12 protein-coding genes are annotated in these 14,237 nt (G+C 64.4%); 2 read left to right on the top strand and 10 right to left on the bottom strand.

The annotated features are described in order from the left end of the window. Positions 1-67: 67 nt before the first annotated feature. The 5 genes from BQ7471_RS04535 to BQ7471_RS04515 all read right to left on the bottom strand — a co-directional run bounded on the left by BQ7471_RS04535 (position 68) and on the right by BQ7471_RS04515 (position 5,589). Entirely contained in the window at positions 68-493 is a 426-nt protein-coding gene (locus BQ7471_RS04535; protein WP_076464581.1) for a cupin domain-containing protein, read from the bottom strand. 98 nt (positions 494-591) lie between these two features. Next, positions 592-1,845 carry a radical SAM family heme chaperone HemW gene (gene hemW / locus BQ7471_RS04530; protein WP_076464580.1) on the bottom strand — a complete coding sequence of 418 codons (1,254 nt, stop codon included), beginning with the start codon at positions 1,843-1,845 and terminating at the stop codon, positions 592-594. A gap of 33 nt (positions 1,846-1,878) precedes the next feature. After that, on the bottom strand, positions 1,879-2,715 hold the full coding sequence (gene trmB / locus BQ7471_RS04525) for a tRNA (guanosine(46)-N7)-methyltransferase TrmB (protein ID WP_076464578.1): 837 nt from the start codon (positions 2,713-2,715) through the stop codon (positions 1,879-1,881). Then, positions 2,715-4,571, bottom strand: a complete 1,857-nt coding sequence (gene lepA, locus BQ7471_RS04520) for a translation elongation factor 4 (RefSeq protein ID WP_076464577.1) — start codon at positions 4,569-4,571, stop codon at positions 2,715-2,717. The genes trmB and lepA overlap by 1 nt, the downstream gene beginning before the upstream one ends. Positions 4,572-4,629: 58 nt before the next feature. Continuing rightward, the gene (locus BQ7471_RS04515) at positions 4,630-5,589 is read right to left on the bottom strand and encodes a hypothetical protein (protein ID WP_076464575.1); all 960 of its coding nucleotides are present in this window, start codon (positions 5,587-5,589) and stop codon (positions 4,630-4,632) included. 224 nt (positions 5,590-5,813) lie between these two features. On the opposite strand from BQ7471_RS04515, the gene BQ7471_RS04510 reads away from it, so the two are divergent. Then, complete coding sequence (locus tag BQ7471_RS04510) at positions 5,814-6,389, top strand: type II toxin-antitoxin system PemK/MazF family toxin (RefSeq protein WP_076464573.1); 576 nt, start codon at positions 5,814-5,816, stop codon at positions 6,387-6,389. 252 nt (positions 6,390-6,641) lie between these two features. Then, positions 6,642-6,905: a 30S ribosomal protein S20 gene (gene rpsT, locus BQ7471_RS04505; protein ID WP_076464572.1), complete on the top strand. Its 264-nt coding sequence runs from the start codon at positions 6,642-6,644 to the stop codon at positions 6,903-6,905. 75 nt (positions 6,906-6,980) lie between these two features. On the opposite strand, the gene BQ7471_RS04500 is transcribed toward rpsT, so the two are convergent. Genes BQ7471_RS04500 through BQ7471_RS11335 form a run of 5 tightly spaced genes read right to left on the bottom strand, consistent with a single transcriptional unit; the run spans position 6,981 to position 13,755 of the window. Beyond that, the gene (locus BQ7471_RS04500) at positions 6,981-8,870 is read right to left on the bottom strand and encodes an ABC transporter ATP-binding protein (protein ID WP_076464570.1); all 1,890 of its coding nucleotides are present in this window, start codon (positions 8,868-8,870) and stop codon (positions 6,981-6,983) included. After that, the gene (locus BQ7471_RS04495; RefSeq protein WP_076464568.1) at positions 8,867-10,618 is read right to left on the bottom strand and encodes an ABC transporter ATP-binding protein; all 1,752 of its coding nucleotides are present in this window, start codon (positions 10,616-10,618) and stop codon (positions 8,867-8,869) included. Before BQ7471_RS04495 ends, BQ7471_RS04500 begins: the two co-directional genes overlap by 4 nt. A 37-nt stretch (positions 10,619-10,655) precedes the next feature. Continuing rightward, a complete protein-coding gene (holA, locus tag BQ7471_RS04490; protein WP_076464567.1) occupies positions 10,656-11,639 on the bottom strand; it encodes a DNA polymerase III subunit delta in 984 nt (327 codons plus the stop codon). A gap of 44 nt (positions 11,640-11,683) precedes the next feature. Continuing rightward, on the bottom strand, positions 11,684-13,309 hold the full coding sequence (locus BQ7471_RS04485; RefSeq protein ID WP_159438516.1) for a ComEC/Rec2 family competence protein: 1,626 nt from the start codon (positions 13,307-13,309) through the stop codon (positions 11,684-11,686). Beyond that, the gene (locus BQ7471_RS11335) at positions 13,306-13,755 is read right to left on the bottom strand and encodes a ComEA family DNA-binding protein (protein WP_159438515.1); all 450 of its coding nucleotides are present in this window, start codon (positions 13,753-13,755) and stop codon (positions 13,306-13,308) included. Before BQ7471_RS11335 ends, BQ7471_RS04485 begins: the two co-directional genes overlap by 4 nt. Between the last annotated feature and the right edge of the window lie 482 nt (positions 13,756-14,237).

The following is a 14,237-nucleotide window of genomic DNA, read 5'->3' as shown; positions in this document are numbered from 1 at the left end:
CTCACCCTAGGCGCTGATACGCCACGGGGCCGCCCGCGCGCCGGGCGGCCCCGTGGCGGAGAACCTGTCAGTGGTGACCGTGCTCGGCGGCCTCGGCCTCCATCGCTTCCTCGTAGGTGACGTGGACCGTGGAGTGGGCGTGCTCGGGCGGGGAGTAAATGGAATAGACCTTGAGGGGCTCATCGCCCAGGGCAGTCACATTGTGCCACGACCCGGCGGGCACGAAGATCGCATCATCGTCCTCGGCCTCCACCTCGAAGGACAAATCATCCTTGGCGGGGCCCATCTGGACGAGCCCGCGCCCCGATTCGATGCGAAGAAATTGGTCGTGGTCATCGTGGATCTCGAGGCCGATGTCGTGGCCGGGCTGGATCGACATGACGGTGAGCTGCAGGTTCTTCCCCGTCCACAGGGTCGTCCGATAGTTCGTGTTCTCCACCGTCGCCTTCTCGATGTCGACGACGTAAGGATTGGGTCCGTGATCTACAGTCATGATGCCTCCATGAGACGTTGAATGGCGGCCGCACTGCGGCCCTGTCCCTCCTCACCCTATGTGCTGAGTCGCGGCCTCGCGCGATGAAACGATGCCGTTCAGAATCCCGCCAGTCGGCGTGTTACCGCGTCGGCGAGGAGCCTGCCGTGAAGTGTGAGAACTATCCTCCCCTTCAGCGCAGCACTCCCCTCAATCAGCTTCTCGGCGATGAGGGGGGCGACGGCCTGCGCCTCCAGAGCGTCCTGAATGCGCGCCCCTTCAGCTGTCCGCACGGCGAGCATCACCTTCTCGAGGGCGCGCGTGGGCGCATCGAGGATCTCCCCCTTTACGGCCGGCGACCGGCCCGAGGATAGGCGAACCGCGTATGCGCCCGGGTGCGTGACGTTCCACCAGCGGTAGCGGCCGATGTGGGAGTGGGCGCCCGGCCCCATCCCCCACCAGTCCCAGTCGCGCCAGTAGGCGAGGTTGTGGCGAGAGGCGTGAGCCAGCCGCGTGCCGACCTCGTCCTCCTCGCCGGGTTCGACGCGGGCGAAGTTCGAGATCTCGTACCACCGGTATCCCGCATCTGCCAGGAGCCGGTCCGCGAGCTCGTATTTCGCCGCTTCGTCATCGGGGTCGGGCGTTGGGATCTCACCTCTCGCGACCTGCGCCCCCATTTTCGTCCCCTCCTCGATGACGAGGGCGTAGGCGCTGATGTGATCGGGATTCATGGCGATCGCCTCTGTCAGGGACGTCTCCCAATCGGCGAGGGACTCTCCCGGCGTCCCATAGATGAGGTCGACCGACGTGTCGAGGCCGAGCGATGCGGCGGTCTCGACGGCTCGGGGCACGCTGGCGGGAGTGTGGGTGCGGTCGAGGGCGGCAAGGACGTGGGGGACGGCGGATTGCATGCCGATGGACACGCGGCTTGTTCCCGCCTCCGCGAGCACTTCGAGGGAGCGGGCGTCGACGGTATCGGGATTCGCCTCGACGGTGATCTCCGCGCCCTCAGCGATGCCGATCTCATCACGGCACGCCCTGAGCATGTCGGCGAGTTCGCGCGCATCGAGCAACGTCGGGGTGCCGCCGCCGATGAACACGGTGCTCGCGGACCGCGGGGACATACCCGCGTCGGCGAGAACCTCTGCGGCCAAGCGGGCCTCGCGGGCAATCGACGCCGCATAGGAGCCGGGTTCGGCGCCCTGGCCGAAACCGACGGTGTAGGTGTTGAAGTCGCAGTAGCCGCATCGTACCCGGCAGAAGGGGACGTGCAGATAAAGGCTCAGCGGCCTGCCCTCCTCCGCTTCAACGAGGCCCGGATCGAGCGCGCCGTTGAGCGGCCACGGAATGCCGTCAGGCTGGCGGGGACTCATCGCCGCCCCATTGCCTCTCGCGCGACCACCGGCCTATCGGACACTGCGCGACTCCCCGTCCGCCCCGTGCTCGGCGCGGGGCAGGCGGACGCCCACGATATCGTGTGCGCGCCTGCCCGCGTCGATGCCGCGGGTCTCGAAATGCGTGATGATTCGTCCGGCGAAGCGCGGCGCGAAGCCCCCGCGGTCGGGCTGCGGGTCTTGGGGATCGGGGCGCTCGCCCTCGTAGGGGTTCGCCAACACATCGCAGTCCTCGATGGTGTCACGCATCTGCCACGCGTAGTCATCCCAGTCGGTCGCCAGGCGCCACACTCCCCCGTCTGCGAGAACCCTCGCCACGTCGAGAGCGAAGGGCGGGGCAACGAGGCGGCGCTTGTGGTGGCGGGCTTTGCGCCACGGGTCGGGGAAGAAGGTCCACACCTCGTCGGCCACGGCTTCGTCGAAGACAACGGGGAACGCCTGTTGGGCGTCAACCTCGATGACGCGGACGTTACCCACCCCCGCTGCCACGGCCTTCGAGATGAGTTTCGCAATGCCGGGGACCCACACTTCGAAAGCGAGGTAGTCGCGATCGGGGTGGACGGCGGCGGAGTGGACGATCTGTTCCCCCGTTCCCGAGCCGATCTCCACCGTCAGCGGCGCGGCGCGGCCGAAGAGTGCGGATACGTCGAGGCGGACGGAGTCGGCAACGGTGGTGCGCCCGATTCCCCGCTCGACCTCGACGACGTAGTCGGCGCCGTGACGCTCCCACGTGCGCTGCAGGTTCGCGGGGAGTTCACGACTGCGGCGGATGAAGGACTTCGTCCGGGCGTAGTACACCCCCTCGGCGGATGTCCCCACACACTTCCGGCTCGGCCGATCCGCCATCATTATTTCTTCCCGGTCGGCGCATCCGAGGTGAGTGCCGCAATGAAGGCCTCTTGGGGGACGTCAACGCGTCCGATGGATTTCATGCGCTTCTTACCCTCTTTCTGTTTCTCCAAGAGCTTGCGCTTACGGGTGATGTCGCCGCCGTAGCACTTGGCGAGCATGTCCTTGCGCAGTGCCTTAATCGTCTCGCGGGCGATGACGCGCGCCCCGACGGCCGCCTGGACGGGGATCTCGAATTGTTGACGGGGGATGAGTTCTTTGAGGCGCTTCGTCATCCGCTGGCCGTATGCGTAGGCGCCGTCCTTGTGGACGATCGCGCTGAACGCATCGACCCTGTCGCCGTTGAGGAGGATGTCGACCTTGACGAGGTCGGCCACCTGCTCGCCCGACTCCTGGTAGTCGAGGGAGGCGTAGCCGCGGGTGCGGGACTTGAGTTGGTCGAAGAAGTCGAAGACGATCTCCGCCAGGGGCAGCAGGTAGTGCAGTTCCACCCGCTCCTCGCTCAGATAGTCCATCCCCTTCATGGTTCCGCGCCTCTCCTGACACAGTTCCATCACCGTTCCAGTGAAGTCCGTCGGCGTGAGGATCGTCGCCTGGACGACGGGCTCATGGACTTCTGAGATCTTGCCCCCGGGGAAGGCCGAGGGGTTCTCCACGCGCACCACCGTCCCGTCCTCGGTGACGACGTCGTAGACGACATTCGGGGCGGTTGCAATGAGATCGAGGTTGAATTCGCGCTCTAAGCGCTCGCGGATGATCTCGAGGTGGAGCAGGCCGAGGAAGCCGCAGCGGAAGCCGAAGCCAAGCGCGGCGGAGGACTCCGGTTCGAAGGTGAGGGCCGCGTCGTTGAGTTGGAGGCGCTCGAGGGCGTCGCGAAGATCCGGGAAGTCGGAGCCGTCGACCGGGTAGATGCCCGAGAAGACCATGGGGCGCGGATCATGGTAGCCCGACAGGGGCTCGTCTGCTCCGCGCACCGCGGAGGTCACGGTATCGCCAACCCTGGATTGGCGCACGTCTTTGACGCCGGTGATGAGGTAGCCGACTTCGCCTGCTGCGATGCCCTCAGCGGGAGTAGGCTCCGGGGAGATGACGCCGATTTCGAGGAGCTCGTGGGTGGCGCCCGTCGACATCATAGTGACGCGCTGACGGGTTGTCAGTTCTCCGTCAATGACTCGCACGTAGGTGACAACGCCCCGGTACGTGTCGTAGACGGAGTCGAAGATCATTGCGCGAGTCGGCGCGTCGGGTCGGCCCTCGGGTGCGGGGACGACCTCGACGATGCGGTCGAGGAGTTCGGGTACGCCCTCGCCGGTCTTGCCGGAGACTTTGAGGATCTCCGATTCATCACAGCCGATGAGTTGGGCGACCTCGTGGGCGTATTTGTCGGGTTGGGCACCGGGCAGATCGATCTTGTTGAGCACCGGGATGATCGCGAGGTCGTTCTCCATCGCGAGGTAAAGATTGGCCAGTGTCTGAGCTTCAATGCCCTGCGCGGCGTCGACAAGCAGGACCGCGCCCTCGCATGCGGCCAGGGAGCGCGACACTTCATAGGTGAAGTCGACGTGTCCGGGGGTGTCGATCATGTTGAGCGCGTAGGCGTCATCGCCGACTGCCCACGGCATGCGCACTGCCTGCGACTTGATGGTGATGCCGCGCTCGCGCTCAATATCCATGCGGTCGAGGTACTGGTCGCGCATGTCGCGCTGTCCGACGATGCCGGTCAGTTGAAGCATGCGGTCGGCGAGCGTCGACTTTCCATGGTCGATATGCGCAATGATGCAGAAGTTGCGGATTCGGTCCTGCTCGGTGTGAGCAGGACGGATCAGTGCTTCTTGCGTCGGCGTGGGGATAGGCACGTGAACCTCCAGGTATATGCGCACCTATCGTCCCATTGTTCGCCGCGCGGATGCCACTTCACGCGCTGCCAGTTCGCGCACACCCCGCTGGTGCGAGTCCCTCGTCGTATTCGCGCATCATCGCCTCCAGCTCCTCCACATCGCGCTCGTTGAGCTCGGAGGGAGGGTCGGCGATGAGTCGCGCGAGCCAAGTCCTAGCCGTCTGAAAGTCCTCGGCTTCGATGGCGGCCGCAATGAGGAGGGACACCATGCGCAGTGCTCTCTCGCTCCCGGGTGCGCCCGCACGCTCATAGTCAGCGATAAGGTCGAGCCACTGGTCGAGGACTTGGTCGTAGCCGAGCCGGTAGTAGTCGATTTCGGCGATCTCCCCGCGCACCCTCAGGCACCGCCAATCCTCCTCGCCGAATTCTGCGACGAGGGTGTCGAGCAGCGCCGCATAGACTCCCCTCGCCTCGTCGAAGTCGTCGGCGAGGGCGAGCACTTCAGCGAGATTGTCTCTCACCGTCAGCAGAGCGATGTCGGACGGTGCGACGACCTTCTCCATATCGGCGGCGAGTTCTCGGTAGATGGCCGCTGCACGTTTGAAGTCGCCGCTCAGCTTCGCGGGCATCGCAGAGTTCACACGCACGGCCCACATGAGGTCGGATGTCGCTCCGAGGGTCTTTTTGACGTCTTTGATGAGGGATGCGAATCGGGTCTTGGCGACGCTGTCGTATCCGACCATGCACATCCAGTAGAGCTCGGAGTTACGGGCGACGAGGACGGCCTCGTGAGTCTGCCCGAGATCCTCACTGCCCTCCCTCACGGCCCTCGATGCAAGCCTCTTGCACTCCACTGCGTCGCCGATCGCGCGGTTCCAGTCGATGAGGAGCCGGTAGACGCTCAATCGCTCTTCGCCGCTGACACCGGATTCGAGGACGGTATGGGCGCTGGAGCAAGCCGCCGAGTAGTCCCCTTCGAGTGCTGCGAGGACGGCGCGTTCGAGTAGGGCGCGATGCGGTTGTGACGGCGGTGGCATTGCTCCTCCTTGGGGCTGCGAATCGGATAACGAGAGCATCGCCTCCCCGCGTGTCCGAACGCTAGTGGGGGCCGACAACCTGTGGATAACTGCCGCCCGATCTGAGCGGCTGTGGATACGATCTGGGTGTGGACGAAGCGGTGATCCCGCCTCGCACGCGCGCCGGGCGCCGACGCACCGGCGATGCCTACTCAACTCGAACCCGCATGAGCGGAAGGACCGTCATGGCATTCTCAGCCGAGTCGCTGCTGCGCACCGTTGGCCGCATTTTCGTCGATGCCCTGGAGGAGTCGGGGAAGAAGCCCCTTACACGAGCGCGTCGCTCATCCGATCGCTCCCAATCGGCGCATTCGTCGGCGTCCTCGTGCAGTCGGGGAGCCGACACTACTCGGACGATCCGAGAGGTCCGCATCGATGAGGCGCTGTCCCACCTGTCCTACGCCCCCTCCGCAGACGGCAACGCGGACCCCGGTGAAATCGTGTGGACATGGGTTCCCTTCGAAGAGGATGCCACCCAGGGCAAGGACCGTCCCGTCGTCGTCCTCGGACGCGATGGGACGCTCCTGTACGTTGTCCAACTCACCTCGAAGGACCACGATCGTGATGCCGCTTCTGAGGTGCACTGGGGGCGCTATTGGCTCGATATCGGTTCCGGGCCGTGGGATCCGAAGGGGCGGCCCTCCGAGGTGAGAGTCAATCGCGCGCTCGCAGTCGAAGCCGCGGAGGTGCGTCGCGAGGGAGCGATCCTTCCGAGGTCCACCTGGCAGACGATCGTCGACGCGGTGCGCGAGCACGCCTGAGCGGCCCGGCCGTCACGGTGCGCGGCCCTGCGCCGTCCGCGCGAGCCTGAACGTGACAGTGTTCACGGGCCGATTCGCAGGAGGAGCGTGAATCCGTGGGACGGAGCCTGGTAGTGTTATCAGTCGGACTCCCGGCCTGGTCGGGCAGGGGGTCTGGTCTGAACCGTTCACGGATGTCCCCACGTCCCAGTCCCGGTTCCGACTCAGCCCTCACCGACCCTGTCAGAACGTCAATCGAGGAGTTTTCCTACTGTGGCAAATATCAAGTCCCAGATGAAGCGCATCCGCACCAACGAGAAGCGTCGTCTGCGCAATCAGTCCGTCAAGTCCGAGCTCAAAACCCTGGTTCGCAAGACCCGCGAAGCCGTTGAGGCCGGCGATAAGGAAGCAGCCGTCGAGGCTCTCAGGGTCGCTTCCCGCAAGCTCGACAAGGCTGTGTCGAAGGGCATCATCCACAAGAACCAGGCCGCGAACCGCAAGTCCAAACTCGCCCGCCGCGTTTCCAAGCTCGGCTGACCTACTTTTTCGTCGACGACTGTGGGCCGCACCCCAATGATGCGGCCCACTTCGTTGTCTTCGCAGTCCCGACGCCTATTCGAGTTCGAAGGCGCCGGTGTACAGCTGATGGTAGACGCCCCGCGCCTGAAGCAGTTCGTCGTGCGAGCCCCTCTCAATGATGCGCCCGTGGTCGAGGACCATGATCGCATCGGAGTTCCTCACCGTTGACAGTCGGTGTGCAATGACGAAAACGGTGCGCCCCTTCATGAGGTTGTCCATCCCCTGTTGCACGAGGGCCTCCGTACGGGTGTCGATCGAACTCGTCGCCTCGTCGAGGATCATGACCGGCGGGTCGGCGACTGCGGCACGGGCGATCGACAGCAACTGGGCCTGCCCCTGCGACAGGTTCGTGCCGCCGCCCGTGAGCACCGTGTCGTAACCGTGGGGGAGTCTGCGGATGAAACTATCGGCGTTGGCGAGTTCGGCGGCTCGGATGCACTCCTCATCGGTCGCATCGAGGCGCCCGTAGCGGATGTTCTCCATGACAGTGCCGGTGAATAGGCGGACGTCTTGGAGGACAACGCCAAGGGACCTGCGCAGATCCGCCTTGTTGATCTTCGAAATGTTAATGCCGTCGTAGCGGATCTTACCCGAGGAGATATCGTAGAACCGGTTGATGAGGTTCGTGATCGTCGTCTTTCCAGCACCGGTTGCACCGACGAAGGCGATTTTCTGGCCGGGTTCTGCCCATAGTGAGATGTCGTGCAGGACGTCGTGCTCCCCGTCGTAGGAGAAGTCCACATTCTCGAAGATGATCTCGCCTTGCAGCGGCGTGTAGGTGACGGAGCCGTCTGCGCTGTGCGGGTGGCGCCACGCCCACTCGCCGGTATGCTCCTGGGCAGGCTCCACGCCCTCGTCAGTGATACGGGCGTTGATGAGGCCGACATAGCCCGAATCCGTTTCAGCCTCCTGGTCGAGAAGCTCGAAGACGCGCGACGCACCCGCAACGCCCATGGCGATGAGCGCGACCTGCATGGACGCCTGGCCGATCGTCTGCGACAGCTGTCGCACCATACCGAGGTAGGAGACGATGATCCCGACGGTGATGACGGACATGCCTGCGAAACCAACGTTCGTCACCCGCAGTTCGAGCAGTGCCCCTCCCACGACGGCGACGAGGACGTACAGCAGGTTGCCCATATTGCCGAGCGCTGGCATGAGCACATTGCCGTATTGATTGGCTTTCTCTGCATCTGCGAAGAGCGCATGATTAAAGACGAGGAATTCCTCTTTCGCCTGGTCCTCGTGGGTGAAGGTCTGAATGACCTTCTGGCCCGCCATCATCTCCTCAATGAATCCCTCTTCGGCGGCGAGGGACTTCTGCTGGGCGACCATGTACGTCGAGGACAATCCGCCGAGCCTGCGGGTGACGATCACCATGAGGATCGAGAAGAGGACGACGAGGATCGTCAGCCACAGACTGAAATACAGCATGACGGCGACGAGGGCCGCGATTGTCAGACCCGATTGGATGAGAGTGGGCAGGGACTGGCCGATGAGTTGGCGGATCGCGTCCGTGTCATTCGTGTAGGTCGACATAATCGACCCGTGGGCGTGAGTGTCGAAATATTTGATCGGAAGCGTCTGCATGCGGTCGAACATGTCATCGCGCATGTGTTTGAGGGTCCCCTGCGTCACCGTCGCCATGATCCTCGTATACACGAAGTTCGCGACGACGCCGAGCAGGTAGACGACGCCCATCATGGCGATGATACGCCACAGCAGTACCGACACCGCGTCGTAGCCGACGGTCATGCCGGGCGTGATCACCTCGTCAACGATCCGCTGGAGGAACACCATGGACACGGTCGACGCGGCTGAGCCGATGACGATGCACACGGCGACGATAATGAGGCGCACCGGATAGCGCGCGAAGAGATAGCGGTTGAGTCTGGCGAAGCTTCCCGAAGTGTGCGGCGTCATGATGCGACCTCGTCGTGTGAGCGGTTCTGGGAGTCGTAGATCTGCCGATACTGGCCGTGGTTGGCCATGAGTTGCGCGTGGGTCCCCTGTTCCGCAATGCGCCCGTCGTCGAGGACGACGATCTGATCGGCGTCCTCCACCGAGGAGAGCCTCTGGGCGATGATGATCGTCGTCGTACCGGGGATGCGGGATCGCAGCGCGGAGCGGATGCGCGCATCGGTCTTGGTGTCGACCGCGGATGTTGAATCGTCGAGGATGAGGACCTTCGGCTTCTTGAGGATCGCCCTGGCGATGCACAGGCGCTGCTTCTGACCGCCCGACACATTCGTGCCGCCCTGGGAGATCATCGTGTCGTAGCCGTCGGGGAATTGGGAGATGAATTCGTCGGCGTTCGCGAGGACGCATGCGGCGTGCAACTCCTCATCCGTCGCATCGGGATCGCCCCAGCGCAGGTTCTCGGCGATCGTCCCGGAGAAGAGGACGTTCTTCTGCAGGACGACGGCGATCTGAGATCGCAGGGCATGAAGATCGTAGTCGCGCACATCCGTCCCTCCGACGAGGACTCGTCCCCCGGAGGCGTCGTAGAGGCGGGAGATGAGATGGATGAGCGTCGTCTTCGCAGAGCCCGTCGCCCCCACGATGCCGATCCTCTCACCCGACTCGATCGACAGGGAGATATCCGTTAGCGCCTTCGTCTCGGCGTCCGCAGAGTAGGCGAATGAGACGTTCTCGAAGACGACGGAGCCGTCCTCGACGATGCTCACCCCGTCGACGGGCGAGGTGAGCGTGGGTTCATGGGTGAGGACCTCCCCGATGCGGTTCGCGGACTCTGCCGCCATGGTCGTCATGACAAAGATGAAGGCGAGCATCATCATGGCGACGAGGATCTGAATGCCGTAGGTCATGAGGGAGGAGAGCTGTCCGGTGGTGAGCTCCGCTCCGTTCGTGACGATGATGATGCGCGCACCGACGACGTTGACGAGCATGATCGCGGTGAAGATGAAGAACGACATGATCGGGTTGTTGAGCGCGAGGACTTTCTCAGCGAAGGTGAAGTCCTGTGCGACATCCCCCGAGGCGCGTCTGAAGCGCTGTTTCTCGTGCTCTTCAGCGACGAAGGACTTGACGACGCGAATGGCGTCGATGTTCTCCTGGACGGAGTTGTTGAGGGCGTCGTATTTCTTGAAGATCCGCTTGAACACGGGGAAGACGTAGAAGACGATCCCGAAGAGCGCGCCTGCCAGGAGGGGGAGCATTGCAAGGAAGATGAGGGCGATGCGCGGATTGATCGTGAAGGTCATGACGACGGAGAAGATCACCATGAGGGGGACCCTCACCGCGACGCGGATGAGCATCTGGAAGGCGTTCTGCACATTCGTCACGTCAGTTGTCATGCGGGTGACGAGCGACGCCGATGAGAAGGAGTCGATATCCGCGAATGAGAAGTCCTGAACCTTGAAGAACAGGTCTTGGCGCAGGTGACGGGCGAAACCCGCTGATGCGGTCGCGGCCCGCGCGCCGGCGAGGACTCCGAAGAGCAGGGAGAGCATCGCCATGACGACGAGGACGGCGCCGATCCGCAGAATCGGCCCCATTCCAGCGGCATCGGAGAGCGAGTCGACGAGCATCGCCATGACGAAGGGCAGAGCGCACTCGAGGATCACTTCACCGGTGATGAGCAGGGGCGTCTCGACGGCGGCTCTCGTGTATTCGCGCAGCGCGCGCAGCAGTGTCCTGACGGTTGTCATTCAGTCCTCTCCTCTCGAGCGCATCACCGGCATGCGATCAGCGCCGACGCAGGGAACAGATCGTGATGACGGCCTTCTCCATGGCATAGTCGGCATCCCTCGATGCTCCTTTCGTCTCCTCGTCGGTGATCGCCAGAGTCTCAATCGCCCGTCCGAGCGCCCGATCAGACCACCCGGAGAGGTCCTTGCGGGCGTTCCTCAACTGCCAGTCCGCCATTCTCAGCTGGGCGGCGGAGGCGTTGGGAGCCCCCGATACTTTCGCGAGGACTCGGATCTTCATCGCGATGGCGCCGACGATCGCAGGGCCCGCGATCCCCGTCGCGAGGGCGTGGCGCAAGAGCGTCAGCGCCTTCGCCGTATCACCCGAAACCACGGCGTCGGCGACGTCGAATCCCTTGGCCTCAATCCTGCCCGCGTAGTAGCGGCGCACGTCGGCGACGCTGATATTCCCCTCGACATCGGCGAGGAGCTGGTCGACTGCAGCGACCATCGCCCGTAGATCGTCGCCGAGGGCGTCGACGACGGCCTGCATGGCGGGGGCTTCCATCCGCCGGTTCGCATTGCGCACCTGCGTCTTGATGAGGTCGAGCTTCTCCCATTCCTTCGTGATTTTCGCGGCCGGGATCACCGGGTAGCCCGCTTTGGCGATCGCGTCGGTGAGCTTCTTCCCGGCCGCATTGCCGCCGGGGTGGATGAGCAGGATCCACACGTCAGGTTCGGGCGCGTCCAAGTAGGCGAGCATCTCGTCGACGAAGGCGGCCGGTGCGGTCTCGAGGTCGTGGATCGTAATCAGTCGGGCTTCGCCGAAAAGCGAGGGGGATGTGAGTACCGCTAGGTCCCCCGACTGATAGTGGGCGGCCGATAATTGGGTCCGCTCGACCTGGGGGTCGGATTCGAGGGCTTGGCGGCGCAGTTGCGCAATGGCGCGGTCGATGAGCAGGCCCTCTTGTCCTTTGATGAGGACGAGGGGCGCCAGTTCGATCCGCGCGGGTTGTGGGGGCCGTGACGAGCGTCCTGGCATGTTCCCTCCTCACCTGCACGCGCTATCAATGCACAAGTGTGTCACTAAGTGACGGCCTCTGTGCCTCCGCGTCGACCCGATTCCCCGTCTTCGTGGGGGTTGTCACCCCGGCGCACCGTGTGCGCAGCGACGCGGACCACTACGAGGACGCCCGTAGCGATGAGCATCACTGCCCCGACGACGCCCGGCGTCGCGATATCCGCTCCGGGGAGTTCCGCGACGATGCGGGCAGTTCCTGCGATCCACGCGGTGAAGGTGCTGGCACATGACGCGAGGACGTATGCCGCGCCCGGAGCCCACGGCGCCAGTAGGGTCGCCGCTAGGGCGAGAATGGTCGCCGGGGCGATCGCGGGCGACGCGATGACATTGGCGAGGACCGCATAGAGCGACGTCTGGGCGTTCATGAGCATGAGGATCGGCGAGCACAGGAGCTGGCAGTAAAAGGGGACGGCTGTGGCGACGATGATGCGATCGACTGCCCGCCCGGTAAGGCTGTCGGTGCGGATATGTTCGCGCGACCATCGGATGGTGGCGCGTGCGGGGCTGATGACGGCAAAAGTTGCGATAACGGAAAGCGCGAACCCGAAGTCCCTGGCCGACCAGGGGTCGACGACGACCGTGGCGATGACGACAGCGGACAGCGCGGCCTTCGCCTGTCCCTCGCGCCCCGTCATCAGAGCTAGGACGCCGAAGCTGACGGTGGACGCTGCGCGCAGGACACTGGCCTGCGGCCCGACGAGGGCGACAATGACGATGAGGGTCCCGATGATGGCGACTCCGCGCCACCTCTTGGTCGCCGGGACGAGGAGACTCACCGATCCAATGAGGATCGCCATATGCGACCCCGATACCGCCGTCAGGTGGGTGAGGGACGTCACTCGCATGGCGTCGGCCAGGTCGTCGTCGAGTTCGCGGTCGTCGCCGATCGCCATTCCGGGGACGAGCGCGCGCCCTTGAGCGTCGAGGGGAGCGACAACGTCAACGAGGCGGGAGCGGGTGGTGCGCACCAGGGCACGCCAGCCTCCCGGGCGTTCCACGAGGACGGGGTCGTCCACCCGCAGGGTTCCCGCCCACGGGGGCTCCGCATGAAATGACGTGTCGATAATGCCGCGCACTGCGACAATATCGCCGCGGGCGATGTCCTCCCACCCCGATCCGATGACGAACACGCGGATCGGCGCTCTCTCGTCGTAGAGTGTCTGCCCTCGCCTCATGGAGATGACATCGCAGGGGATGCGGCGGACGCCCGCTGTGAAGGAGGAAGCGAAGGGCGCAGGGTCGTCCCTCACTCGCAGGTCGAGGCTGATGAGCAGGTTCTTCGACGCTGCCTCGATGAGAGGGGATTGGGCGAGGGCGATGCGCGCCGCTGATCCAGTGATGAGTGCGCACACGGCGCTCATGAGGACGAGCGCGAAGGCGAGTCTGATGGAACCGCCCGGCGTCAGCGCGTGGCGGGGCCGAGGGCGCCGGGTGCGCTGTCTTGACCACAGCGCAGCGGACGCGCCGAGCACGAAAGATATGACGACGAGGACGACCACGGGCGGCGGGATCGACACCCCTGTTGCGATAAGAGCGCACGTCCAAGCAGCGAACGCCGACGGGATCAGACGCCAGTCCGACATCTGCGGAGCCCTCGCGGCTGCGCCTAAAACGAGTGGTGGCATCGTCATTGGCATGCTCCTGCTCGGATCTTTGCGATCACGGCGGGCCCGATGCCCGACACCGCGCCGAGGTCGTCGACGCTGTCAATGGGTCCCGATTCGTCTCGGAACTGGACGATCTTCTTCGCGAGGGAGGGCCCCACTCCGTCGAGTGCTTCAAGTTCAGCTGCAGATGCACTATTGAGATCGATACACGAAGCACCGCTGTCCCGCCCGGTCGTCCCCTGCGCGGGAGCCTCTTCCCCCACTGCGGTGACCGTAATGTGCTCGCCGTCAACGAGTCGCCTCGCGAGGTTGATTGAGTCGAGGTCGGCGTCGTCGAGCGCCCCTCCAGCTGCCTCAAGGGCGTCGCCGACGCGCGCCCCGGCGTCGAGTTCGACGACTCCGGGCTGTCCAACCCGCCCTGTGACGTAGACGACGAGGCCGACTGGTGCTCGCTGTTGGGAAGGGGACACTGGACCAGTGTCGATTCTGTCCGTTTGTTCACTTGTCCCGTCCTGCGTCGGTGCGGTGGGCGAGGGCGATTGAGGCGCCTCCCCTTCGAATGCCCCCGACCTCGCCAACCCGAATCCGGTAACGCACACGAGGACAATGACGAGAGCTATGGCGGAAGCGGGCGATGGGAGCCATCTCACGCACCTGGCAGGGCGTGCGCCGCTTGCAGGATCCGGCTGGTAGACGGCGCGAGTGAGTCTTGTGAGCCTCAGGCGCGTCATCGGATCCATAGGCAAACGCTAACGATGCGCAACCATGGATGTGCTCCTCGTCGAGTACGGCTGTGGACAGGGGCGCAACTGGCAGCGCAGTGTGCACACGCGGGGCTGTGCACGAACGGCGTGACATGCTCAGGCACCTCCATTGACGCTCGTATCGGCTCATTTCGCGCTAGTCTCGACCCATATCATGTGCTCATCCTCGGAGGATGGCCACCGTCGCG

The sequence above is a fragment of the Actinomyces mediterranea genome, from assembly GCF_900155595.1.
GTDB lineage: Bacteria > Actinomycetota > Actinomycetes > Actinomycetales > Actinomycetaceae > Pauljensenia > Pauljensenia mediterranea.
The sequence above is the reverse complement of the archived record's forward strand: the minus strand, read 5'-3'. Positions and strand labels throughout refer to the sequence as shown.